23 protein-coding genes and 1 tRNA gene are annotated in these 23,430 nt (G+C 41.4%); 16 read left to right on the forward strand and 8 right to left on the reverse strand.

Going from position 1 to position 23,430, the window contains the following annotated elements; all coding sequences use genetic code 11:
* Positions 1-53: 53 nt before the first annotated feature.
* The 3 genes from tomB to gloB form a co-directional block, all read right to left on the reverse strand.
* Positions 54-422 (reverse strand): Hha toxicity modulator TomB, encoded by a 369-nt coding sequence (tomB, locus tag ACLPIE_RS08415; protein WP_430261078.1) that lies wholly within the window; start codon positions 420-422, stop codon positions 54-56.
* A 531-nt stretch (positions 423-953) separates the two neighbouring features.
* Positions 954-2,312, reverse strand: a complete 1,359-nt coding sequence (gene mltD / locus ACLPIE_RS08420) for a murein transglycosylase D (RefSeq protein ID WP_430261080.1) — start codon at positions 2,310-2,312, stop codon at positions 954-956.
* Between the two features lie 81 nt (positions 2,313-2,393).
* A complete protein-coding gene (gene gloB / locus ACLPIE_RS08425; RefSeq protein ID WP_430261082.1) occupies positions 2,394-3,149 on the reverse strand; it encodes a hydroxyacylglutathione hydrolase in 756 nt (251 codons plus the stop codon).
* A gap of 36 nt (positions 3,150-3,185) precedes the next feature.
* Between gloB and ACLPIE_RS08430 the strand changes: the two genes are divergently transcribed.
* Complete coding sequence (locus tag ACLPIE_RS08430) at positions 3,186-3,911, forward strand: class I SAM-dependent methyltransferase (RefSeq protein ID WP_430261084.1); 726 nt, start codon at positions 3,186-3,188, stop codon at positions 3,909-3,911.
* Here ACLPIE_RS08430 and rnhA read toward each other — a convergent pair.
* Positions 3,908-4,378, reverse strand: coding sequence for a ribonuclease HI (gene rnhA, locus ACLPIE_RS08435; protein ID WP_430261086.1), 471 nt, complete (start codon positions 4,376-4,378; stop codon positions 3,908-3,910). The genes ACLPIE_RS08430 and rnhA overlap by 4 nt on opposite strands.
* A gap of 54 nt (positions 4,379-4,432) precedes the next feature.
* Between rnhA and dnaQ the strand changes: the two genes are divergently transcribed.
* From dnaQ to fbaA, 6 genes are all read left to right on the forward strand, one after another.
* Positions 4,433-5,194 carry a DNA polymerase III subunit epsilon gene (gene dnaQ, locus ACLPIE_RS08440; RefSeq protein WP_430261088.1) on the forward strand — a complete coding sequence of 254 codons (762 nt, stop codon included), beginning with the start codon at positions 4,433-4,435 and terminating at the stop codon, positions 5,192-5,194.
* A gap of 154 nt (positions 5,195-5,348) precedes the next feature.
* Positions 5,349-5,425 (forward strand) — tRNA-Asp (locus tag ACLPIE_RS08445).
* Positions 5,426-6,705: 1,280 nt separating this feature from the next.
* Entirely contained in the window at positions 6,706-8,697 is a 1,992-nt protein-coding gene (gene tkt / locus ACLPIE_RS08450) for a transketolase (protein ID WP_430261090.1), read from the forward strand.
* Between the two features lie 316 nt (positions 8,698-9,013).
* Positions 9,014-10,042, forward strand: coding sequence for an erythrose-4-phosphate dehydrogenase (gene epd, locus ACLPIE_RS08455; RefSeq protein ID WP_430261092.1), 1,029 nt, complete (start codon positions 9,014-9,016; stop codon positions 10,040-10,042).
* A gap of 88 nt (positions 10,043-10,130) precedes the next feature.
* Positions 10,131-11,294 carry a phosphoglycerate kinase gene (gene pgk, locus ACLPIE_RS08460; RefSeq protein ID WP_430261094.1) on the forward strand — a complete coding sequence of 388 codons (1,164 nt, stop codon included), beginning with the start codon at positions 10,131-10,133 and terminating at the stop codon, positions 11,292-11,294.
* A 59-nt stretch (positions 11,295-11,353) separates the two neighbouring features.
* A complete protein-coding gene (gene fbaA, locus ACLPIE_RS08465) occupies positions 11,354-12,430 on the forward strand; it encodes a class II fructose-bisphosphate aldolase (protein ID WP_430261096.1) in 1,077 nt (358 codons plus the stop codon).
* Positions 12,431-12,745: 315 nt separating this feature from the next.
* Here fbaA and ACLPIE_RS08470 read toward each other — a convergent pair whose 3' ends face one another.
* Positions 12,746-13,099 carry a nuclear transport factor 2 family protein gene (locus tag ACLPIE_RS08470; RefSeq protein ID WP_430261098.1) on the reverse strand — a complete coding sequence of 118 codons (354 nt, stop codon included), beginning with the start codon at positions 13,097-13,099 and terminating at the stop codon, positions 12,746-12,748.
* Between the two features lie 2 nt (positions 13,100-13,101).
* Entirely contained in the window at positions 13,102-13,956 is an 855-nt protein-coding gene (locus ACLPIE_RS08475; RefSeq protein WP_430261100.1) for a LysR substrate-binding domain-containing protein, read from the reverse strand.
* A gap of 84 nt (positions 13,957-14,040) precedes the next feature.
* Here ACLPIE_RS08475 and ACLPIE_RS08480 point away from each other — a divergent pair, with 84 nt between their 5' ends.
* The 9 genes from ACLPIE_RS08480 (at position 14,041) to ACLPIE_RS08520 (ending at position 22,474) form a co-directional block, all read left to right on the forward strand.
* Positions 14,041-14,727 carry an ankyrin repeat domain-containing protein gene (locus tag ACLPIE_RS08480; RefSeq protein WP_430261102.1) on the forward strand — a complete coding sequence of 229 codons (687 nt, stop codon included), beginning with the start codon at positions 14,041-14,043 and terminating at the stop codon, positions 14,725-14,727.
* Positions 14,727-15,191 carry a nucleoside deaminase gene (locus ACLPIE_RS08485; RefSeq protein ID WP_430261104.1) on the forward strand — a complete coding sequence of 155 codons (465 nt, stop codon included), beginning with the start codon at positions 14,727-14,729 and terminating at the stop codon, positions 15,189-15,191. Before ACLPIE_RS08480 ends, ACLPIE_RS08485 begins: the two co-directional genes overlap by 1 nt.
* Entirely contained in the window at positions 15,191-15,796 is a 606-nt protein-coding gene (locus ACLPIE_RS08490) for an MFS transporter (RefSeq protein ID WP_430261106.1), read from the forward strand. Before ACLPIE_RS08485 ends, ACLPIE_RS08490 begins: the two co-directional genes overlap by 1 nt.
* Positions 15,784-16,371, forward strand: a complete 588-nt coding sequence (locus tag ACLPIE_RS08495) for an MFS transporter (RefSeq protein WP_430261108.1) — start codon at positions 15,784-15,786, stop codon at positions 16,369-16,371. The genes ACLPIE_RS08490 and ACLPIE_RS08495 overlap by 13 nt, the downstream gene beginning before the upstream one ends.
* Before the next feature lie 98 nt (positions 16,372-16,469).
* Positions 16,470-17,339, forward strand: coding sequence for a helix-turn-helix transcriptional regulator (locus tag ACLPIE_RS08500; RefSeq protein WP_430261110.1), 870 nt, complete (start codon positions 16,470-16,472; stop codon positions 17,337-17,339).
* Positions 17,340-17,447: 108 nt separating this feature from the next.
* Entirely contained in the window at positions 17,448-19,586 is a 2,139-nt protein-coding gene (locus ACLPIE_RS08505; protein ID WP_430261112.1) for a TonB-dependent siderophore receptor, read from the forward strand.
* Positions 19,586-19,837, forward strand: coding sequence for a hypothetical protein (locus tag ACLPIE_RS08510; protein WP_430261114.1), 252 nt, complete (start codon positions 19,586-19,588; stop codon positions 19,835-19,837). The genes ACLPIE_RS08505 and ACLPIE_RS08510 overlap by 1 nt, the downstream gene beginning before the upstream one ends.
* The gene (locus ACLPIE_RS08515) at positions 19,834-21,273 is read left to right on the forward strand and encodes a PepSY-associated TM helix domain-containing protein (RefSeq protein ID WP_430261116.1); all 1,440 of its coding nucleotides are present in this window, start codon (positions 19,834-19,836) and stop codon (positions 21,271-21,273) included. The genes ACLPIE_RS08510 and ACLPIE_RS08515 overlap by 4 nt, the downstream gene beginning before the upstream one ends.
* Positions 21,251-22,474, forward strand: a complete 1,224-nt coding sequence (locus tag ACLPIE_RS08520) for a RhtX/FptX family siderophore transporter (protein WP_430261118.1) — start codon at positions 21,251-21,253, stop codon at positions 22,472-22,474. The genes ACLPIE_RS08515 and ACLPIE_RS08520 overlap by 23 nt, the downstream gene beginning before the upstream one ends.
* 17 nt (positions 22,475-22,491) lie before the next feature.
* Here ACLPIE_RS08520 and ACLPIE_RS08525 read toward each other — a convergent pair whose 3' ends face one another.
* Positions 22,492-22,890, reverse strand: coding sequence for a hypothetical protein (locus ACLPIE_RS08525; RefSeq protein ID WP_430261120.1), 399 nt, complete (start codon positions 22,888-22,890; stop codon positions 22,492-22,494).
* Positions 22,887-23,429, reverse strand: a complete 543-nt coding sequence (locus ACLPIE_RS08530; protein ID WP_430261122.1) for a LemA family protein — start codon at positions 23,427-23,429, stop codon at positions 22,887-22,889. The genes ACLPIE_RS08525 and ACLPIE_RS08530 overlap by 4 nt, the downstream gene beginning before the upstream one ends.
* Position 23,430: the final 1 nt, after the last annotated feature.

Genomic DNA, 23,430 nt, shown 5'->3' on the forward strand with positions numbered 1-23,430 from the left:
AAATAACTTAGTACTATACGGTGTTATAGTTTAGCCGAAGATAAATAATATCTTCATGTTTTGCTGGTGAGACATTTTAGGTCATCATCCAGCACAGCAACAAGGTTTTGATTCATTGTTTCCCAATCATTAATTTCACTTAGGGTAATAACTGGGCTACCAAATAAATCATAAGTTTCATCGAGATACTCTTCGATTAATGATATAACAAGATTTTCTTTTGGATATTTGATTTTAAATCGCCATACAAAAGCCGCGATATGTTCAATAAGTTCATTGAGGCCTGCACTCTGTGGAGAACTTAAGTCATTAATCCAATGTGTATTTGTTTTTTGTAAACTTAGAATAGCATCTCGATTTAGGCTGCCACATAAGTATTTTAGTTCTGCTATATCATGTCTTTTGGGTGAGTATTCATCCATAGTCACCTCCGCAGGCGAATCAAACTTTTGCTATGTGTATTTTTATATCAATAATAATGTCACGTTAACTAATTAAAAGCACCTATGTTAAATATAGAAAAATAACATGCTAATATATTGAAAAATATAAGATTCTTGCTAGTACGTTAAGCTTTCGAAGATTATTAATATTATACATAAGTGATATTCGATACGGACTGGCAGCTGGGACTAGGTTAGCCGCGAAATAATAATAGCATTATTATTACATAAGTCACCCCTAATCAACTATTTTTTTCTAATTTATCAGCAAGTGGCTAGAACGATTGTCATGTGTGTTCTTTCTAAACTCAATTCGATGAAAGATCCAAATTACATTTAACTATTTGGTTATTTTAGTACAGTGAATATGAAATGTTTACACAAAAAATGTTATAAAAATTATTTCTCAGTTAGCATATTTAAATAAATTTTCTTTATTCGTGAGACAACTTCATTAATATGAAAAAACCTTTGTCAGTACATGACAAAGGTTCCTATAGATGAGTCAATTTACAGATAGAGGTTTAAGGTGACACCTGGTTTTAAGTCCGCCATTTTTACGCCTGAATTCCAATTCATTAAATCATTGAGCTTTATACCGTGGCGTTTGGCAATGCTATAATAGGAATCGCCTTTCCTAACTTTATAAGTTTTAGTTTTACGGTTATTTACCGCTGATTGTGTACCTGAAACTTTTAATACTTGGCCAGGTTTTATGACACTGGTTGTTTTTAGCCCATTTAACTGGCGAATTGTCTTCGCTGTAGTATTGAACTTTTTGGCAATACTGGCGACCGATTCACCTCGGCGTACTTTATATGTAGAGGCTTTCGTTCGGTTTTGATGGGCTTTGGCAATAGGGCTTGTGGCTTGCTGGTTTTGCGCAACAGCAAGACGAATTGTATCTAGTACATCTTGGTCAGATAATGAAGTTTTAAACTGCTCAGCTTTAGCCGTCGGCAACATGATATAATGAGGGCCTGTCGGCGATGTTACTCCTCGAGTATAGCCTGAGTTGTATGTTTTTACTGACTCTACTGTAAGACCTGCTAATTCAGCCGCTTGTGTTAATGTAATTTGTTGACCGACATCAACCTGTGTTAATGCTCTGCTTTTATTACTTTTTGGCAGGCTAACTTGGTATCTTTCTGGTGTCTTTAGAACCTTACTAAGAGCTAGTATTTTGGGTACATATAGTTTGGTTTCTTTTGGTAAGGAAAGAGACCAAAAATCGGTAGGTAAACCCGCCGCTTCGTTCTTTTTAATGGCATTTAGTACGCAGCCTTCGCCACAATTATAAGCCGCGAGGGTTAGCTCCCAATCATGACCAAACATAATATTGAGATTTTCAAGTAAATCTAATGCTGCGTTGGTGGATGAAATAACATCTCGGCGTTCATCAACCCATTGGGTTTGCTTTAGGCCATACGAGCGAGCCGTAATTGGAACAATTTGCCATAACCCTGCTGCTTGTGCCGGAGAGGTTGCTTTGGGATTAAATGAGCTTTCAATAATAGGAATTAATGCTAATTCCATTGGTAAGTTGCGTTCATTGATTTCGTCTACGATGAGGTACATGTATGGCTCAGCTCTTAATGCCACATCGTAGACAAAACTTTGTTTATTTTGATAACTATTAGCCAATTCCCTGATTTGAGCGTTGTCAGGGATATTCATTTTTAGCTCATCACTGATGTAACCCCAAAGGTCATAATCAGCTTTAGGTAGTTGCCTACTGGCTGCTTGGTTATGAGGGGCTATTGTTTCAATTGTATGATTAGCTGAAGGTTTGTTCTGCTTAATTTTTTTCGGGGCAGTTTGGCATCCTGCCAGCAGAACAATGGCGATAAGTGTCGCGATTATCTTCATTATTCTCTATTGTTCTTTGTTTTGATGTTTAAAAGTCGAACAATAATACTTATCCCACCCCGAGATGACAATCATTAAACTTCAATACTCATCTTTTAATTGACGTAATAGGGTAAAAACAGCCCTTAAAGGTGGATTTTGGGTACTAATCTTTAATTTTTTTTGCAATTGTGGATTATCACACTGTAGGAATATATTGATTTTTTTTTCAGTTCTTAATGTGGTAGGTACTGTAGGTTGATGTTTGTTACGTAATTGAGTTATTTTTTGTAAATATTGGAAAATTGGCTTATTTTCAGGCCAAATGTGGTGAGCAAACTTAAGATTTGATAAGGTATATTCGTGAGCACAACATATTAGAGTGTCATCGGGCAGTTCGGTAATTTTTTGAATAGATTCGAACATTTGTTCAGGTGTTCCTTCAAAGATACGACCGCAGCCTGCTGAAAAGAGAGTGTCACCACAAAATAAATAAGGTGCTTGATAAAAACCAATATGTTCTGATGTATGGCCTGATAATGAAATGACTTGTAGGTTGAAATGGTTAATTATAATTTTATCACCATTTTCAACGAGTTCGGTAGCACCTTTGGTTTGGGTTTCTTTGGGGCCAAATACAGGAAGAGTTGTAAATTTATTTAAAATTCCTTTGACCCCACCCGTGTGGTCATTATGGTGGTGAGTCAATAAAATAGCGACTGGCGTTAAATGTCGTGCCGCAATTGTTTCGAGCACAGGCTCTGCCTCAGCCGGATCGACGATGATACATTGTTGATGGTTATCAGCTAGTACCCAAATGTAGTTATCGTTTAAAGCTGATACTCGAATTAACTCCATAGTGACCTCGATACTTAGTTAAAAAAGGGGAATGTCATGAAGCCTGCGCGTATTGATAAAAAAATTCAAATGCCCGTTAGTTGGTCTGATATTCCTTTTGGTGAACAATACCGCCAAGCTATAGAAAATCAGCTTCGACCTTGGTGGCCGAAGATGTTTGGTTTTCATTTACTTAAGTTAGGTCATTTAAGTACTGAAATCCATACTGAAGACTGTTTAATCTCCCATCAATTTAATGTGGGTGATAATGATCCTCGTTTTAATCTTATTGCTCAGCCTGAAGCATTACCATTTACAGAAAAATCGATTGATGCATGCTTATTGACACATTGCTTAGCTTATAGCCATGACCCTCATTGGCTTTTGAGAGAAGTTGATCGTGTGTTAATTGATGACGGCTGGCTAGTGATTTCTGGTTTTAATCCTTTTAGTATTGCTGGGTTAGCGAAGCTAGTTCCTATTTTGCGAAAAAAACAGCCTTATTGCAGCCGTTTTTTCCCATCCGTTAGGGTATTTGATTGGCTAAGTTTGTTAAATTATGAGGTTTTATATCATCGTAATTGCCATGTTATTCCTTGGATGAATTCCCAACGAAAAATTAATAAAAATTGTGGTGGGGTGGGGGTATTAAGTGTGATAGTAGCGCGAAAGCGGACATACCCTCTCACGCCGACACCATTAAAATTTAAACAACCTAAGGTTAAGATCGGAACTGCATTGGGGGCAGCAAAAGAGCTTAGTAAACGTAAACATAACAGTTAGTCTTTTGCAGGTTGGTAGCCAGTATCTTCTTTGGTGGGAGCAGACGCAGCTGTGCGGGCAAGTTCATCACATTGCTCATTTTCTGGGTGGCCTGCATGTCCTTTGACCCAGCGCCAATCAATTGTATGCCTTTGAATTGCCTCATCTAAGCGTTTCCATAAATCGACATTGACCACCGGTGATTTATCGGCTTTGCGCCATTGCTTGCGCTTCCAATTATGTATCCACTGTGTGATGCCTTGGCGTACGTATTGGCTATCCGTAGTTAAAATAATATCACAAGGGCGCTTTAACGATTCAAGGGCGACAATGGCAGCAAGTAGTTCCATTCGATTGTTTGTCGTCATAAAATAGCCATCGCTTAATGTTTTTTCGTGTTGTTGATAACGAAGAACTACCCCGTATCCTCCAGGGCCTGGATTGCCCAAACAGGAACCGTCCGTGAAAATTTCTACCTGCTTTGTCATTTCTGGTACACTCTATATTATTCATTCACCTCTAGTTTGACACAAAAAAACATTATGAGCACGGTGATAACCAGACAAATTGTTCTTGATACTGAAACCACAGGTATGAATAAGCTTGGGGTTCATTATGAAGGTCATAACATTATTGAGATTGGTGCGGTTGAGGTGATTAACCGCCGTTTGACTGGACGTAACTTTCACGTCTACATTAAACCTGACCGCTTAGTTGACCCTGAAGCATTTGAAGTGCATGGGATCAGTGACGAATTTTTACAAGATAAACCTGTACTTGCAGATATTGCAGATGAATTCCTTGAGTTTATCCGTGGCGCTGAACTTGTTATTCACAATGCTCCTTTTGATATTGGATTTATGGATTATGAGTTTCGTAAGCTAAATAAAGGTATCCCTCCAACTCAGGAGTTCTGTACTATCACCGATAGCTTGGTGTTAGCTCGTCAGCTTTTTCCCGGCAAGCGGAATAACTTAGATGCGTTATGTGACCGTTATTTAATCGATAATTCAAAACGTACTTTGCACGGGGCTTTACTCGATGCAGAGATTTTGTCTGACGTTTATTTGGCGATGACAGGCGGGCAAACATCGTTATCGTTTTCGATGGATGCTGAATCTTCAAATAATGAGCAAGAATATGAAATTCAGCGTATTGAGCGCCCTGCTAGTGGGTTAAAGGTACTCTATGCGACTGATGATGAAATTTTAGCTCATGAGGCGCGGCTTGATCTTGTTGATAAAAAAGGCGGTAAGCCATGTCTTTGGCGACAATCACCTGATGAAAATGAAAATCTACATTAAATAATTAAACATATATTAATGATATTGAAAATAAGCCGGCAGAGTGTGTCAGTTGAGGCGAAAAACTGTTCAACTGCACGTTTTTCCACGAAAAAGTATTGACTGTCCTGTGAAGTATTCGTAATATGCATCGCGTTCCTACAGAGGAACATTCGGAGCGGTAGTTCAGTTGGTTAGAATACCTGCCTGTCACGCAGGGGGTCGCGGGTTCGAGTCCCGTCCGTTCCGCCAAATATTGAAGCCCTGAGTTTTGAACTCAGGGCTTTTTCTTTTTCTCTCAATATTAAGTTTGGTTAATCTCCATCATTAATAACGAATGCTGATAATTTACCCATTTCTTTTTGATAAAATGGGTAACTATTTTTTGATTTGTAGACGTGATTTTTTTATTCCGATAATTAATATTACGCTTCAGTTAGTTTTTTTTGTTCTCTATTAGACGATTTAGACGTGTGTTTTTTATGCTATGTAATTTTTATATGTTATTTAAATTAAATAACATAAGGCGTTTAATAGGCAAAAAATCTATTACTCTTTAAATGGATTGCTGTTTTTTTCTACAGTTGTGAGTGCTGTTACACTGCTTGTTCAAGCGTCAATAATTGATTTTTAATTAATATCAAAAAATAGCGCAAGTAAATTAGTAAGAAATATTGATAAATCCAAATAAATTATTCATTAGAGAAAAACGTTACTTCCATTAACTATCTTAAAAAATAATATTAATATCAGAAAACATTATATTTTCGATGAAGGTAAAAGATAGTTTAAAATTTTTCTTGTGGTTAGGATGAACGCTAGAAATGTTGTTATGTAATTATTCACTGTGAAAGTGTTTTTGTCGTTGATATTGAAAAATATCAGACATGCTAACTTCCCTTTTACTCATCAGCTAGGTTGGAAGCATTCTATTGATCATTTTGATTAAAGATATCTTTGCCGTCAGTGCAGCGGGTTTATCGGAGAATGCGGTTTAAAACAAAAAATCGTTTCTACTTTTTGTTTTAAAGGGCGGCTGTTTTTGATTTATGAAGCAATCGGAACGATTCGGAAGTTTTTAATGTTATTTTTGCTTAAAACTTTGCCAATTATCACTAATGTAGCAGCTAATTGCTCAAGATGCATAAATCACCTTGATCCCAGACAGTGAACTCAGGTTTAATAAGGTTAGTTAATTGCGCAAAAAGATACGCCTTAAGGGATATTTTGCGCAATGGAATGGATTCAGCTTCGCGGCATTTTAATTTTTATCGATTTGCCGCCATGAACATAGCAAATATTGCGGTATGAATCGATTTGCGTTACTTTCAATCGCTCTGCTCGTGATACTTTGAGTTTTGATGTTAAGGCTTTTGCTCTATACAACGTATAACGTATATTGTAAGACTGACAAGTTTGTTACGCATTGAAAATTCAATAATTGGCGTGTTGACGCTAATGAAAGTAGAACTATTCATATTGCGTTGTAAAAATTGGTTTAAGTACGTTTTTATCCTACCTGGAGTATACTGATGACGACTCGTAAAACCCTTGCTAATGCTATCCGCTTTCTAAGTATGGATGCGGTTCAAAAAGCAAAATCAGGGCATCCTGGCGCGCCAATGGGCATGGCTGATATTGCTGAAGTGCTGTGGCGTGACCATATGAATCATAACCCAGCTAACCCACACTGGGCGGATCGTGACCGTTTTGTATTGTCAAATGGTCATGGCTCAATGTTGATTTATAGCTTGCTGCACCTTACTGGTTATGACTTATCTATCGAAGAGTTAAAAAACTTCCGCCAATTACACTCTAAAACACCGGGCCACCCAGAATATGGCTATACTCCAGGTGTTGAAACAACCACCGGTCCTTTAGGCCAAGGTATTGCAAATGCAGTCGGTTTTGCAATTGCAGAGCGTACATTAGCCGCACAATTTAACCGTCCTGGGCATGATGTTGTTAACCATCATACTTATGTCTTTATGGGTGATGGTTGTATGATGGAAGGTATTTCGCATGAGGCATGTTCTTTAGCGGGTACACTTAAATTAAATAAACTGATCGCATTCTATGATGATAACGGCATTTCAATCGATGGTGAAGTTGAAGGCTGGTTCACTGACGATACGGCTGCACGCTTTGAGTCTTATAATTGGCATGTTATTCGTGATATCGATGGTCACGATGCTACGCAAATCAATGCTGCGGTAAATGAAGCGAAAAAATCAGACAAGCCAACACTGATTATGTGTAAAACCATTATTGGTTTTGGTTCACCAAATAAAGCGGGTTCCGAATCTGTGCACGGTGCACCATTAGGTGATGCTGAGATCGCAGCAACACGCGAAGCATTAGGTTGGAATTACGCTCCGTTCGAAATCCCTAAAGATATTTATGAAGCTTGGGATGCACGTAACGCTGGCGCAGCAAAACAGAAAGCGTGGGATGAAAAATTTGCCGCTTATGCTTCACAATTCCCTGAGTTAGCGGCTGAGTTTACTCGTCGTATGAACGGCGAATTACCCGCAAACTTTGATGCAGAAGCGAAAAAATTTGTTGAAACTCTGCAACAAAATCCAGCTAACATTGCAAGCCGTAAAGCATCACAAAATGCATTAGAAGCATTCGGTAAAGTATTACCTGAGTTTATGGGCGGTTCTGCTGACTTAGCGCCAAGTAACTTAACCATGTGGTCAGGTTCGAAAGCATTGAATGTTGACCCTGCAGGTAACTACATTCACTACGGTGTGCGTGAGTTTGGTATGTCAGCTATCATGAACGGTATTGCGTTACATGGTGGTTTCATTCCTTACGGTGCAACGTTCCTGATGTTCGTTGAGTATGCGCGTAATGCGGTACGTATGGCGGCATTGATGAAAGTTCGCAGCATCTTTGTTTATACTCACGACTCTATTGGTTTGGGTGAAGATGGCCCAACTCACCAACCGGTTGAACAACTGGCAAGCCTGCGAGTGACGCCAAACGTCAGCACGTGGCGTCCGTGTGACCAAGTCGAATCTGCAGTTGCATGGAAATATGCGGTTGAGCGTAAAGATGGCCCTAGCGCTTTGATTTTCTCTCGCCAGAACTTAGAGCAACAACCTCGCACCGCGGAGCAATTAGCGAATATCGAGAAAGGCGCTTATATTCTGAAAGATTGCGCAGGTACACCTGAGCTTATCTTTATTGCGACAGGTTCTGAAGTCGAATTGGCGGTAAAAGCAGCTGACCTATTGACAGCGGAAGGTCGTAAGGTACGTGTTGTATCAATGCCTTCTACGGATGCATTTGATAAACAAGATGCGGCATACCGTGAAGCAGTATTACCTGCAAATGTTAGCGCGCGTGTTGCTATTGAAGCGGGTATTGCAGATTACTGGTTCAAATATACAGGCCTAAATGGCGCTATCATTGGTATGCATACCTTTGGTGAATCCGCACCAGCAGAAGAACTGTATAAAGAGTTCGGTATCACTGTAGAAAACGCGGTTGATGCAGCAAAATCTCTTTTGAAATAAGTAGCTTTACTTAGGGGTGTTCACATGCTGAATGCCCTACGTAATCATATTTTGTGTAACAACGCCTAACTTATCATTAGGCGTTGTTTTTTTGTGCACCGGCTGTCGATTTTCTATTGCGTTCTGTGACTTTATCCCTTAATCTAATTCTAGATTAGCTGAACCGTTTCAGTAAAATGAAAGGGAATGAAAAAATATTTAAAAAGTGTCGGTTAGAGCACACTTTTGATGTTTTACAGCTAAAATGAGCAGTAGAGAGTGAGCGAGTCAGTTATCCTTAGCAACCGTGTGATTTTGCTTAGATACAAGGTATGTAATGGCTATCAGAATAGCAATAAATGGCTTTGGTCGAATCGGTCGAAGTGTTTTAAGAGCATTATATGAATCAAGCCGTCGGGCAGAGATAGTCGTTGTTGCGATTAACGAACTGGCTGAACCGGAAGGTATCGCTCATTTGCTAAAGTATGACTCCAGCCATGGTCGATTTGCATGGGATGTACGGCTTAATGGTGATCTATTGCAAGTCGGGGATGACAATATTCGCTTATTTCATCAACCTGATATCGGTGAGTTACCTTGGAAAGAGCTAAGTATTGATGTTGTCCTAGATTGCAGTGGTGTTTATGGTTCAAGAGCCGATGGTTTGAAACATATTGCGGCTGGCGCGAAAAAGGTGCTGTTTTCGCACCCCGGTACCGATGACCTTGATGCGACAATTGTGTACGGGGTTAATCATGATAGCCTAACCGCTAGCGATAACATTGTTTCCAATGCGTCTTGCACGACAAACTGCATTATTCCGATTATCAAACTACTTGATGAAGCATTTGGTATTGAATCGGGTACTGTGACAACTATTCACGCGTCCATGAATGATCAACCAGTTATCGATGCTTATCATAAAGATTTACGTAGAACTCGGGCTGCGAGTCAATCAATTATCCCTGTTGATACTAAATTAGCGGCTGGGATTACACGAATTTTCCCGAAATTTAAAGACCATTTTGAGGCGATTTCCGTCCGTGTACCGACGACGAATGTGACAGCTATTGATTTGAGTGTTACCGTACATGACGATGTTTGCGTTGAGACAGTTAACCTATTATTGCGAAATGCTGCGCATGGCTGTTTTCGTGGTATAGTGGACTATACAGAATTGCCGCTCGTGTCGATGGATTTTAATCATGATCCACACAGTGCTATTATTGATGGTACGCAAACGCGAGTTAGCGGCAAACATTTAATTAAAACCCTTGTCTGGTGTGATAACGAATGGGGGTTTGCAAACCGGATGCTAGATACCACTCTTGCGATGGTTGCCGTCGGTTTCGACGAACAGGTTTAAACTAATTGGTGACTGACAGACAGCAGGGTATTTGTACCTGCCCAGTCATCGATAGAAACTTTATAGAGAATCAACAAGAGGATTCACCATGTCTGTAATTAAGATGACCGATTTAGACTTAGCGGGTAAACGCGTTTTCATCCGTTCTGACTTAAACGTTCCTGTAAAAGATGGCAAAGTTACTTCTGATGCGCGTATTCGTGCTTCATTACCAACCATTGAAGCTGCTCTTAAGCAAGGCGCAAAAGTCATGGTCACTTCTCACCTTGGTCGTCCGACTGAAGGCGAGTACAACGAAGAGTTTTCACTGCAACCTGTTGTTGACTACCTAGCCGACAAAATGGACTACCCTGTTCGTTTAGTCAAAGATTACTTAAACGGTGTCGAAATCGAGGCTGGCGAATTAGTCGTTTTGGAAAACGTTCGCTTTAATAAAGGCGAGAAAAAAGATGATGAAACTCTGTCAAAACAATATGCTGCATTATGTGATGTCTATGTGATGGATGCATTTGGTACAGCTCACCGTGCACAAGCATCTACGCATGGAGTTGCTAAGTTCTCTCCCGTTGCTTGCGCTGGCCCGCTGTTAAGTGGTGAGTTAGAAGCATTAGGTAAAGCATTAGATAACCCTGCTCGCCCAATGGTTGCGATTGTGGGTGGTTCTAAAGTTTCAACTAAACTGACTGTATTAGATTCCCTGTCTAAAATCGCAGATCAACTGATTGTTGGTGGCGGCATCGCAAATACCTTTATTGCAGCAGAAGGCAATAATGTTGGTCGCTCATTATATGAGGCTGACTTAATCCCTGAAGCGAAAAAATTACTGGCAAACTGTCAAATCCCAGTGCCGACTGATGTTCGCGTTGCGACTGAGTTCTCTGAAACTGCAGAAGCAACATTGAAAGCCAGCACTGAAATTAAAGACGAAGAACAAATTCTGGATTTAGGTGATGAATCAGCACAACGTCTGGCTGAAATCCTGAAAAATGCGAAAACCATTTTGTGGAATGGCCCAGTGGGCGTATTTGAATTCCCTAATTTCCGTAAAGGAACAGAAATTGTTGCGAAAGCGATTGCCGATAGCGATGCATTCTCTATCGCAGGTGGTGGTGACACGCTGGCCGCTATCGATTTATTTAATATTGCAGACAAAATTTCATATATCTCTACTGGTGGCGGTGCTTTCCTTGAGTTTGTTGAGGGTAAAAAGCTCCCTGCTGTTGTGATGCTAGAAGAACGTGCTAAAGCGTAATTAATTGTTCATACACAACAGGCAGCGTAGGCTGCCTGTTTACCACAGGACCTTTTCACATGTCTAAAATTTTTGATTTTGTTAAACCGGGTGTTCTCACGGGTGATGATGTACAGAAAGTTTTCGCAGTTGCTAAAGAAAATAACTTTGCATTGCCAGCGGTGAACTGTGTTGGTACGGATTCAATTAACGCCGTACTTGAAGCGGCCGCTAAAGTTCGTGCTCCAGTTATTGTTCAATTTTCAAACGGTGGTGCTGCATTTATCGCAGGTAAAGGTCTGAAGGCAGAAGGCCAACAAGCTGCGGTTTTAGGCGCAATTTCAGGTGCGTATCATGTGCATCAAATGGCAGAGCACTACGGTGTTCCTGTTATTTTGCACACTGACCACTGTGCGAAAAAATTACTACCATGGATTGATGGCCTGTTAGACGCAGGTGAAAAACACTACGCGAAAACCGGTAAACCACTGTTCTCTTCTCACATGATTGACTTGTCAGAAGAAACACTGGAAGAAAACATCGAAATCAGTAGTAAATATTTAGCGCGTATGGCTAAAATCGATATGACTCTGGAAATCGAATTAGGCTGTACTGGTGGTGAAGAAGATGGTGTTGATAACACAGGGATGGATAGTTCTGAACTGTATACTCAACCTGAAGACGTTGCATACGCGTACGAAAAACTGAATGCAGTGAGCCCTCGTTTCACGATTGCGGCTTCTTTCGGTAACGTTCACGGTGTTTATAAGCCAGGTAATGTTCAATTAACACCAAAAATTCTGCGTAACTCACAAGACTACGTTTCAGAAAAATATAATCTGCCACACAACAGCTTAAACTTCGTATTCCACGGTGGTTCAGGTTCAAGTGCTGCTGAAATCAAAGAAGCTGTTAGCTATGGTGTTATCAAAATGAACATCGACACTGATACTCAGTGGGCTACTTGGGATGGTATTTTACAGTACTACAAAAAGAACGAAGGCTATCTGCAAGGTCAGTTAGGTAACCCGGAAGGTGCTGATAAACCTAACAAAAAATACTACGACCCACGTGTATGGCTGCGTAAAGCACAAGATTCAATGGTTGTTCGTTTAGAGCAAGCATTTAAAGAATTGAACTGTGTTGATGTTCTGTAATTAACACGCTTTAAGTTTTTTGTGATGAAATCCCTCAGTAAGGTGACTTGCTGGGGGATTTTTTGTGTTTTAAGAGGATGTATATGAGCATTTATGGGAACAAATTGAAGATGAAGAACTGATTGAAATTGTTAATGAGAGGAGAAATTGGAAGCTTGTTGATCTGAATAGTTATTTATTGCAGCGCTATATAAGGTTAAGCTGAAAGCATCAGGTTATCGTCTAGTATACGAATTTGTTGATAATCAGCTTATTATTGTAGTCACTCTGGGAAGACGTAACCGTAACGTGGTTTATGTTGTTGTTAAAAAGCGCTCATAGGTTTGCGGGCGTCCCTTGATGAAACCTTAATTGCCATTGATTTGCTGAATTTTTGAGCCAAATGGATGAGCGGTTAGTCAGCTTAGTTTTTTCCCCACCTTGTTGTTCAAAGCTGGTATAGGTTATCAGTACGGTATTATCACTTAGCTGTGCGCAGTGAAAATTTTCGCTATAAATGGTTTTAGGTGTTTCATTGACTAATGAAGTTAAGGTATCTAGCTTATTAGTTGAAAAACCAGAACGGCCAAACTCAAAAAAATCCTCATGTAAGAGCTCTTTAAGCAAATCACGATTGTGCCGATCAGTACTGTTATGTAATTTTTGTTCTAATTCAATCAGTGTATTCATTTTTAGCGTTCTCCTAATTGTTGTGCCAGTTTTTCAGCGAGCTGTGTAATAATATCCGAGGAATTAGCATGGAAATGCATGGCGATTTCCATTTCTTGGGCCGCAGGGAAACCCTCCTCGTCTGTTAAAATTCGATGTTGGGGGAGCTTTGCTCGTAAAGGAAGTAGACTGACGCCGAGCCCATCAGCGATAGCACTTTGAATACCCGCAAGGCTGGAGCAGGTGTAAGTGATGTGCCAAGGGCGTTGTTCGTTATCTAATAATTTAAACATGTCATTGCGATAGAGGCCATTTTCAGGAAAAACCACTAATGGCACGGAATCATTACTCAAGAATTGTTGCTGATTACTGGTTAGCCAGCACAGAGGCTCAGGCCAATGGTAATCACTTTTAAATTCCCCTTTTTTCTGTTTCACAATAATTAAGTCAAGTTCGCCATGTTGGTAACGCTGTTGTAATTGTCGGCTTAAGCCACTAGTGACTTCTAATCGTACGTTTGGGTGTGTTTGCATAAAAGTAGCAAGAGTCGGGGTGACCTGCCCAGATGCTAAATCTTCAGGGAAACCCAGTCGAATGGTATGAATAACTGCATTTCCCGTTATTTTCATAAAGAATGTGTCGTTCAAAGCAAGAATACTTTTAGCGTAACTGAGTAAAATTTCACCGGTTTCGGTAAGAGTGAGTATTCTATGGCCTCGAATAAATAATGGGTGCCCAACAAGGGTTTCAAGTCTTTGTATTTGTTGACTTAATGTGGATTGTGTAGAGTTTAAATGCTGCGAAGCGACGGTGAAGTTACCCGTTTCAGCGATAGTGACAAAAGTTTTTAATAATACAAAATTAAGAAGTGAATTCATTTTTTAAATACCTGACATTTAGTTATTTAATTTTTAAATAGCATACTTTTTGGGTAGATTAAAGAGTCATAGAGGAGATAAATCATGAAAACGATATTTTTACGTATGAAGTGGCTGGTTTATTTACTGGGTATTTTTACGATTTCTTTGATGTTTACGGTGAAAGGAATGGCAAATTCGCAGTCAGATTCCCTTGTTTTACTTGCAGAGCAAGGTGATCTTCAACGAATAAAAGTTTTAGTTGAGCAAGGTGCGAATATTGAACAACGTGGCCTTCTTCAACGCACGCCATTAATGGCGGCAACGCTTAGTAATCAAGTTGATGTGGCGCGCTACCTGATTGAACAAGGGGCTAATGTGAATGCAAAAGATAGCATACAAGACTCTCCTTATTTATATTCAGGCGCGCGTGGATTACAAGAGATCCTTGTGTTGACTCTCAAAAATGGTGCGGATCTAAAAAGCACAAACCGTTATGGTGGTACGGCGTTGATCCCTGCTGCGGAGCGTGGTCATGTTCAAACTGTGAGTACTTTGATTGATGCAGGGGTAGATGTTAACCATGTAAACCGCCTTGGTTGGACGGCACTGATTGAAGCCATTATTCTAGGTGACGGTAGTGATAAGTATGCGCAAATTGTGAAGTTATTGATAGCAGGTGGCGCAGATGTCAATTTAGGCGATGCTGAGGGGAGATCCCCGTTAGCATTAGCGAAAAGTAAGGGATACCGCAACCTGATTGAAATTCTTGAAAACTCAGGAGCTAAGTAATGTCAGATAAACAATTTTTACAACAAGCCATTAATTTAGCAACAGAAAATGTGCAAGCTGGAGGCCGCCCTTTTGGTGCCGTGGTGGTGTGTGATGGTCATGTGGTTGCCACTGGAGTGAACCAGATGCTGGAATTGAATGACCCAACTGCACACGCGGAGCTGATGGCATTACGTCAAGCGGGCAAAACACTCAAACGAGTTAAGTTAGATGACTGTGTGGTGTATGCGAGTGGGCAGCCTTGCCCTATGTGCTTGGCGGCAATGCGAATGGCGGGGATTTCTCGAGTCATTTATGCATATTCAAACCAAGATGCGCAGCCATTTGGGTTATCAACAGAGACAATTGCTCAAGCACTGAGAGTTGTACCAGAGCATCAAGCAGGTTTGCATTTTGAGCAATTAAGGCCCGACAATCAACCACGCAGCACACTGTACCAACTGTGGTGGGAAAAGCAGTCTTGATGAATAAAACGGCCTCATCCTCTTTTGCTTTACTACTCACCATCGTCTTAGTTGGGTTGAATTTACGTCCCTTTATGACCGGCCCGGGGCCTGTTATTGATGATATTATTCAAACCACAGGAATGAGCTATCAAAGCATTTCATTGTTGACGTTATTACCAATGTTATTGATGGGAATAGGGGCGTTAATCGTCCCTATTATTAATCAACGGGTAGGGGATCGATTGGGGATCAGCGCAACAATGGTATTGTTGCTATTTGGCTCATTGGCGCGTTACTTCATTGTTGATGGTTCCTCGTTATTACTGACGGCGTTTTTATGTGGTATGGGAGCTGCTTATATCCAGTCGGTATTTCCTGGGCTTATTAAAGTGAATTTTCCACACAAAATGGCGATGATGACGGGTTTATACTCCGCAACCTTAATGGCGGGGGGGGCGGTGGGAGCACAGCTTACCCCAATACTGGCAGAACTAACGGGGCATTGGCAAAACGCTTTGGCATGGTTGGCATTGCCAGCCTTGCTGGCACTGATAGCAATTTTTACGAATATTAAGACAAGAAATACGTCAGAAATACAGAAAATTTCATTATGGACTTTTTAAATAAGCCGAGAACATGGTTGTTAATGGCGGGGTTTGGCTTCATTAATGCAGGTTATGGTACGGTGGTGACTTGGTTAGCCCCTTCCTTTCAAGAACAAGGGATGAGTGCGGCACAAAGTGGCTCTTTCGTTGCGATACTGACCGTATTTCAAGCGATGGCGGCATTGATGATCCCTGTGCTTGCTTCACATAATATCGATCGACGTTTTTGGTTGATAGTCACGCTTTGCTGCCAGCTGTTTGGTTTTTCAGGCTTAATGTTATTTGCCGGTTATTTGCCATTGTTATGGATTGCATTATTGGGTATTGGCTTGGGGGGGTGCTTTGCCTTAAGCATCATTACCGCTTTGGATCATATTTCACATCCGCTTTGGGCTGGTGCTTTAACGTCATTGATGCAAGCAGGGGGCTTTATTATCGCGGCATTTGGGCCACTAGCCGCAGCTTGGTTGCATCAGGTCAGTCTAAGTTTTACATGGGTGTGGGCGATGCATGTTGCACTGGTATTAGTGACATTGATGCTTTATTTGCGTTTAAACCCTAAAAGCTACAGTAAAATCTTTGCATTGAGATAGTAAATTTTCCTTTCATTTATTGCGAATGATAATTATTGTTATTATGGTGTTTTTTTGCCAAGATAATTGTTTATTTGTTTATTTTTGAAAGAGCCACTATGCAGCAGCCTATTGACGCAAAATTCACTCAAGCACATTCTACTCGCCAAGAGCAGTCCGTGGGGGAGTTTATCCGCATTTGCCGAGGTGAGTTTTTAATTAACCGCGATTTAGGGATTGAAGAGCAGCAAACTGCGGGGTTAAAAATTGTGGCTATCCATCAAGGGGCGATGGGCTGTCGTAGTAGTGCAGGCCAGAAGGTGGAAGTGAACTCCCCCTCGTTGATTTTATCGAGCGGTCAGCAAAGTTATCAGCTAAATAATCAGTTCTATGGTCAGCAAACCATGAAATACACCATGATTGATATTTCTCATGAATGGTTAGAGCAACAACAGCTAAGTTTGCCTGATGTCTGTTACCATCCAAAATCCCCGAAATTACTACAACTGACCATTCCGCCAAGTGTGTTAGCCATGACTCACCAGTTATTCAGCTGCCCAACACATGCTTCATTGCGTCAGCTATATTTAGGTGCGAAAGTGTCTGAAATTACTGCATTGTGTTTACATCATTCATTATCTCATCGGGATACCTCCCTCATAGGGACATTGCGTCAACGGGATATTGATAACTTGCATATGGCTAAAGACATCTTGATCCAAGAAATAGAATCCCCACCGAGTTTAGATGAGTTAGCAAAGCGGTTAGGGATGAATACCCGCAAGCTGACACAAGGTTTTCGCCAAGTATTTGGCAACAGTATTTATGGCTGGCTGCAAGAATACCGCTTAGAAACCGCTTTCCAGCTATTAAGTATGAATAATGCCAATATCTCGACGGTGGCTTATCAGGTTGGCTATACACCCGCACATTTTTCGGTGGCATTTCGTAAGCGCTTTGGCATTTCCCCCAATCAACTGAAAAAATAAAATCAGTTCAGCCGGATAACTATAAACAAATTCCGGCAGTCGAAAGTAACCCACCACATTAATTGCTAAATTGATAACAATTATCATTTAACTTTTTTAGGGTGGGAAATGCTGTCTGTCTATAACCTCAAATCATGCGGGATCTTCCGTTTTACGCCTTGTGCACTGCTATGTGCAACCGCGAGTTGGTCTGTTATGGCTAACGCTGAAATGGCACAACCTAAACAGGACGTACTACAGGTGACAGCTTCATCTGCAACCGATGATGACTATGTTGCACCGGGTGTCACCACATTGGGCAAAATGGCACTCAAGCCGCGGGAAGTGGCTCAATCGGTGAGTGTGATAGATAGAGAGCAAATCGAAAAACAAAACCTGCAAACCCTTGATGATGTTATGCAACGTGCAACAGGGGTAACGAGTGCCCCTTACGTTAAATTAACCACCGCTTATTATGTGCGTGGTTTCCAAATTGATTCCTTTGAAATTGACGGGGTTCCTGCTCTGCTTGGCAATATGGCCAGCTCTCCACAGGATATGGCTGTTTATGAACGAGTTGAAATTCTTCGGGGATCTAACGGGTTATTACACGGTATGGGTAATCCTGCTGCGACCGTGAATATGGTGCGCAAGCATGCCCCAAAAGAAAATATGGCGAAATTAAGCCTGAGTGCGGGAAGTTGGAATCGCTACCGTGGTGAAGCGGATGTTGGCGGGTTGTTGAATAAATCCGGTTCTGTTCGTGGGCGATTTGTGATGGCGTGGGAAGATAAAGATTACTTTTATAAGGTTTCCGACCAAAAAACGCGTTTGATGTATGGCACCGTTGATATTGATGTGACCCCTGAAACCTTGCTACGTCTGGGAGCCCAGTTCCAAACTATTGATTCGGTGACTAACATGGCGGGTGTGCCATTCGGTAAAGATGGCACGGATTTACATCTACCTCGTAAAACTTATTTAGATGTTGATTGGGATCGTTTTAAGTGGGATACATCGCGTTCATTCGCCGGTATTGAACACAAAATTAATGACCATTGGCAATATAAGCTGAATGCCGAATATCAGCATGTTAATGCGCGCTTATTGTATGCAGGGGCATGGGGAAATATTGACCCTGTCACCGGTGATGGTGCCATGCTGATGGGGGGGGCCTATAAGTTCCGTAATGAACAAACCAGTTTAGATACCAGTTTAAATGGCAAGGTTGACGGCTGGGGGCTAACCCATGATGTCATTGTGGGGGCAAGTTACTCCCATGCGAGTGAAAAGCAATATAGTGCCGATTTAGACCCCGCCTTGAATGTGCCTGTGAATGTGTATCGTTGGAACCCACACAGTGTTCCTAAGCCAAAAATTGGTGCTTATGGCTCAGCAGGGGCGACTAAGACAACACAAAAAGGCGTGTATGGCATGGGGAGAATTAAAGTCATTGAGCCTGTGACTGTGATTGTAGGGGCGCGTGATAGCTGGTGGGATGTGAAAACGCCATCGGCAAACTTTACCGAAAATGGTCGTATTACGCCCTATGGCGGTGTGATTTGGGATTTCTCACCACACTGGTCTTGGTATAACAGCTACTCTACGGTTTATCAGCCACAAACAGGTAAAACATGGAGTGGAAAAATGCTCAAACCTGTTGAAGGGCAGACCCTTGAAACTGGGATCAAAGGGGCGCTATTTAACGGTGGCTTAAATTTATCAGGGGCTATCTATCAAATCGATATTAAAAATAATCCACAAATCGACCCAGAACACCCGACGGGTGGGTTTAACAATTACTTCATCAGTGGCGGTAAAGTCCGTAGCCAAGGCTTTGAGTTGGAAGGTATTGGCTATCTCACCCCTTTTTGGGATTTGTCTGTAGGCTATACCTATACCGATACCAAATATCGTGATGATAACCAGAACAAGGGGGAGTCCTATAACACGTTAACCCCTCGACATATGCTACGTGTTTGGTCGAATTATGACTTACCTTGGGATGAGCGTAAGTGGAGCCTTGGTGGGGGGATGCAAGCGCAAAGTGCTTATAGCACCAGCAATGGCAACGTTACCTTACGCCAAGGAGGGTACGCGATTTTCAATGCGCGTTTAGGCTACCAAATAGATGAAACTTGGACGGCTGCGGTTAATGTGAATAACCTATTTGACCGCCGTTACTACTCGGGGCTGTTCTCCCCTCAATGGAATAACCGGTATGGTGATCCTCGCAATGTGATGTTTACTTTGAAGGCTGATTTCTAATGAAATTAGTGAGTTGCCTTGCGGTCATTGGTACGTTGGTCGGCGGTATCGTGCTATCGATGTTGATAGCACGTTTTTATCCGTCAAATTCCCCTCTTGACCGCTTATATGGCGCTATATTTCTGAGCGTTATGATCACCATGGGGTTATTGGTTTATAACTTAAGTGCGGTGAATGGGCGTCAAAAAATACTCCGTAGTTATGGCTGGTGGCCACTCCCGCTGCTTTTGATCGTTGGGGGATGGATATGAGCCGCCAACGAACGCCCTCATTAAACTCTCGGTTAGATAAATTACACCGTAGTGCAGGTGCCCTATTCGGTGTTTTTTTGTTTGTGATTTTATTTACGGGGTGTTGGAGTTTAGGCAGTGATGCACTAAGGCTATGGTGGGCGCATGCTCCTCTTTCAGGAGAACAATTACCGTTAGAAAAGCTTATTGAATTACAACCAGATGCAACGATGATTCAATTACCTCAGACACATAGTCCGGTGATCACTTTCTGTCGGGGGAGAGGGGAGTGTGGCCTCAGTTACAGCGCTATTTCAGGCAAGGCTATCGTATCAGAGTCCCCCGTGATGTGGTTAGTTACCTTACATAAAAACTTATTTCTTGATTTTCCGGGGCGTATTTTTATCAGCCTTTTTGGTTTTGCTTTGGCCGTTTTGCTGATAACGGGATTGTTTATCCAACGTCATCGGCTCCGTTCGATGATGCGTGTTCCTCGGCTCACTCACTTAACACTTTTTTTACGCGATGTGCATAGCTGGTTAGGACTGTGGAGCTCTCCGTGGTTAGTCTTATTTGCGGTGACAGGGACTTTATCTGGTTTAGGGGCGCTTGGAACCGTTTCATTAGCGCAAAGAGCCGCCCCTGATGATCCTCAAGTGATTATGAATACATTAATGGGGGAATTTACGTCCCTCGATGTCCCGTTAAGGGTTCCTGTTAAAACAGTGAGTGCCGCTCTCGCTACATTGCAGCAAACCGTCACGAATTTCATTCCCCAAACTATCATGTTTCAGAATGGGAAATGGGTGATTGGTGGGGTGCGAGAGGGGCAGTTATCGACATCAAACTTTGAGCAATACCTATTTAATAGTGAAACAAAACAGATTATCGCAACGCGTAACTCTGCCGAAAAAGGGGGATGGACACGTTCTTTTATTGCCATCCAACCGCTGCACTACGGTCAATATCAATGGTTACCTAAATTAGATACTGCATTGAGCACACTGCACTTTTTAGCGGGTGTTAGTGCATTGTTATTGGTTTCGTCGGGGCTTGGGATGTGGTGCTGGAGACGAATGAATAGCCTCTCATCAAGACTGATTGTCGGAAGTTGTGGAGGGTTATTATTTGCGACGAGCGTGCTACTAGCTTCCATGCCGTGGGCATTGTTACAAAAGGTAGAGCACTTTTTTATGCTCTGGGGAGTCGCCTGTATTTTGGGGGGAGCGGTGAAAAATGCACAGCATAGTTTAATGCTATTTACTTTGTTATCTGCACTTTTATTACTAGCGACATTCATAACCACTTATGGGTTTGGTTCCTTGCCATTCTCACGTATAGACCTCGCTTTGCTATGCAGCGGTTTGGGTTTGTTAGTCATTTTATTTAGCTGTCAAAAATTATCATATACGCCAAAACGTGTACGGAGTGAGAATGAAAGATCTATTACAAAATAAACAGTTAGCATTAACTTTAGGCTTACTTTATCTGGCTCAAGGGATTCCAATGGGGATTGCGATGGATGCATTACCGACATTTTTGCGTCATGACGGTGGTGAATTGAAAGTATTAGCTTTTTTGCCTTTGGTGGGATTACCTTGGGTGATTAAGTTTTTGTGGGCTTCATTTGTTGATAATCATTGGGGGAAAAAGCTCGGCCGTCGTAAAAGCTGGATTATTCCAATGCAGGTGATCGTCACTGTCACCATGTTTGCATTAAGTGGGATTGGGTTATCCGTGGAAAATGCCTTGGCTTGTGTGGTGCTGCTATTTGTTGCTTCGCTGGCTAGTGCCACCCAAGATATTGCAACAGATGGCATGGCTGCGGAGCAAGTCAGTGGCACAATGTTATCAAAAATTAATGCGGTACAAATTGCAGGGGTGATGGCTGGTTTTTTTATTGGTGGGGCAGGATTGATGATTATGAGCGAAAGCTTAGGTCAGCATATAGCGCTCGCCATATTAGCCTGTGTACCTTTGTTTAGCTTACTGTTTATCAGTATTTGCCCTTTGAAAAAAACGGAGATTGCTTCACAGGCTAATGATAAAGCGAGTTTATTAAAAACTTTTAAACGCCGTGGAGCCCCCCGCTTATTGCTACTCACTTTACTTTCCGCTGTTACTGCGGTGTCTGGTTTTGGTTTGGCAAAACTGTTTTTAAATGATGCAGGGTGGTCATTAGCGCAAATTGGTAAGATGGGGATGGCTGGGGGAATGGTGACCTTGATCCTCGGTTGTGGGGGTGGCGCGTGGCTTATTGGTAAAATCGGTGTGTGGCGTGCATTTTCATTTGGCTTATTGTTTGCATTAGTGTCCTCATTGCTATGGATGTTGCAATCATTCAATGGGGTTTCAATTGGGATGGTGGCACTTTGTATTACCTTTGGGTCATTATCTGCCGGGATCACATCTGTTGCCATTATGACCGCTGGGATGCAGTTTGCTTCTCGTTATCAGCAAGCGGGAACGGATATGACGGCCGTTCAAAGTACGCGGGATATTGGCGAGTTAGTGAGTTCCATGATGTTAGTGGGGTTAACTGCGGCTGTTGGCTATTCTGGCGGATTCATTCTAGGCGCTTCTATTGCATTCGTCGCATTGTTAGTCACGTTTTCTCACTATCGTTATGTGCAACGTTTAGAAACAGAGCAAGCTTAAGATGAAAAAGACAGTCACTATTTCTTGTTTTTACGTTTCGTTTTTTGTTTTTTGACTTCTTTATCCTCTTTAGTTTTTGTGGAATTGAAGTAAATATCTAAATAATGTCGGTTGCTTAAAAATGAAATTAGGCAACTGGCCACAATCACCATCCAGACAAGTTGTAGTTTGATCGAGTTTTCAATATTGAACAGCAGTAACAGCGGGATCATCACCATCATGCTAATGAAAATAGAGCACAATAAAGCACCAGCAATATAAGCCACATATTTCTTTAGCCCTAATGCACCGAGGATGGCGATTATTATGAAGGATAAAATTAGCGTGCCAAATGTGGCAAACATGATGATCAGCCCTGCCTCTTGTGTAATAAGCCAGTCAGTGAAACCAAACCAAGAAAAAGGAATGCTGATCATTGTGAATGCTCCTGTTTACCATATAGCAGGGGAATATCTTTAAAGCGGAATAACGCGGTAAAAATAAGATTAGGAAAAATATGAATATCGGTATTGTAGAGTGTGACAGTTTGGTTGAAAAATTCGCGTCTATCTGCAATTTGGTCTTCAACATTTTTTGCTTGAGTTTGTAGCTCTAACAATACTGCTTTACTGATCAGTGTTGGGTATTTTTCTGCGAGAGCAATTAACGGTTTTATCTTTGGAGCTAATTGGTTAGCCGTATCGACTTTTATTTCGATGTCAGTACTGGATAAATAGCGTTGACGACTTGCAACTAGCTCATTAAAAAGTTGTTTTTCATGAGCCATCGCTTTATCTGCAACCCGTGTCAGTACAGGAAGTAATTCAACTTGTTTCTTTAATAATACATCAATATTGGCAAATGCTTTGTAGCAATTATTTTTTAAAAAGATAATGTTGTTATAAATATTAATTAGATAGCGTATGAATATATAGCCAATGACAATAATAATAATGAAAAAAATGATGTTTTCCATG

It is taken from the genome of Providencia sp. Me31A (genome assembly GCF_050487165.1).
In the GTDB taxonomy this organism is placed as follows: Bacteria; Pseudomonadota; Gammaproteobacteria; order Enterobacterales; family Enterobacteriaceae; genus Providencia.

Excerpts from the sequence above, each read along its gene's own strand:
- tomB (WP_430261078.1), bottom strand. The coding sequence starts at position 422 with ATGGATGAATACTCACCCAAAAGACATGATATAGCAGAACTAAAATAC.
- mltD (WP_430261080.1), bottom strand. The coding sequence starts at position 2,312 with ATGAAGATAATCGCGACACTTATCGCCATTGTTCTGCTGGCAGGATGC.
- gloB (WP_430261082.1), bottom strand. The coding sequence starts at position 3,149 with ATGGAGTTAATTCGAGTATCAGCTTTAAACGATAACTACATTTGGGTA.
- ACLPIE_RS08430 (WP_430261084.1), top strand. The coding sequence starts at position 3,186 with ATGAAGCCTGCGCGTATTGATAAAAAAATTCAAATGCCCGTTAGTTGG.
- rnhA (WP_430261086.1), bottom strand. The coding sequence starts at position 4,378 with ATGACAAAGCAGGTAGAAATTTTCACGGACGGTTCCTGTTTGGGCAAT.
- dnaQ (WP_430261088.1), top strand. The coding sequence starts at position 4,433 with ATGAGCACGGTGATAACCAGACAAATTGTTCTTGATACTGAAACCACA.
- tkt (WP_430261090.1), top strand. The coding sequence starts at position 6,706 with ATGACGACTCGTAAAACCCTTGCTAATGCTATCCGCTTTCTAAGTATG.
- epd (WP_430261092.1), top strand. The coding sequence starts at position 9,014 with ATGGCTATCAGAATAGCAATAAATGGCTTTGGTCGAATCGGTCGAAGT.
- pgk (WP_430261094.1), top strand. The coding sequence starts at position 10,131 with ATGTCTGTAATTAAGATGACCGATTTAGACTTAGCGGGTAAACGCGTT.
- fbaA (WP_430261096.1), top strand. The coding sequence starts at position 11,354 with ATGTCTAAAATTTTTGATTTTGTTAAACCGGGTGTTCTCACGGGTGAT.
- ACLPIE_RS08470 (WP_430261098.1), bottom strand. The coding sequence starts at position 13,099 with ATGAATACACTGATTGAATTAGAACAAAAATTACATAACAGTACTGAT.
- ACLPIE_RS08475 (WP_430261100.1), bottom strand. The coding sequence starts at position 13,956 with ATGAATTCACTTCTTAATTTTGTATTATTAAAAACTTTTGTCACTATC.
- ACLPIE_RS08480 (WP_430261102.1), top strand. The coding sequence starts at position 14,041 with ATGAAAACGATATTTTTACGTATGAAGTGGCTGGTTTATTTACTGGGT.
- ACLPIE_RS08485 (WP_430261104.1), top strand. The coding sequence starts at position 14,727 with ATGTCAGATAAACAATTTTTACAACAAGCCATTAATTTAGCAACAGAA.
- ACLPIE_RS08490 (WP_430261106.1), top strand. The coding sequence starts at position 15,191 with ATGAATAAAACGGCCTCATCCTCTTTTGCTTTACTACTCACCATCGTC.
- ACLPIE_RS08495 (WP_430261108.1), top strand. The coding sequence starts at position 15,784 with ATGGACTTTTTAAATAAGCCGAGAACATGGTTGTTAATGGCGGGGTTT.
- ACLPIE_RS08500 (WP_430261110.1), top strand. The coding sequence starts at position 16,470 with ATGCAGCAGCCTATTGACGCAAAATTCACTCAAGCACATTCTACTCGC.
- ACLPIE_RS08505 (WP_430261112.1), top strand. The coding sequence starts at position 17,448 with ATGCTGTCTGTCTATAACCTCAAATCATGCGGGATCTTCCGTTTTACG.
- ACLPIE_RS08510 (WP_430261114.1), top strand. The coding sequence starts at position 19,586 with ATGAAATTAGTGAGTTGCCTTGCGGTCATTGGTACGTTGGTCGGCGGT.
- ACLPIE_RS08515 (WP_430261116.1), top strand. The coding sequence starts at position 19,834 with ATGAGCCGCCAACGAACGCCCTCATTAAACTCTCGGTTAGATAAATTA.
- ACLPIE_RS08520 (WP_430261118.1), top strand. The coding sequence starts at position 21,251 with ATGAAAGATCTATTACAAAATAAACAGTTAGCATTAACTTTAGGCTTA.
- ACLPIE_RS08525 (WP_430261120.1), bottom strand. The coding sequence starts at position 22,890 with ATGATCAGCATTCCTTTTTCTTGGTTTGGTTTCACTGACTGGCTTATT.
- ACLPIE_RS08530 (WP_430261122.1), bottom strand. The coding sequence starts at position 23,429 with ATGGAAAACATCATTTTTTTCATTATTATTATTGTCATTGGCTATATA.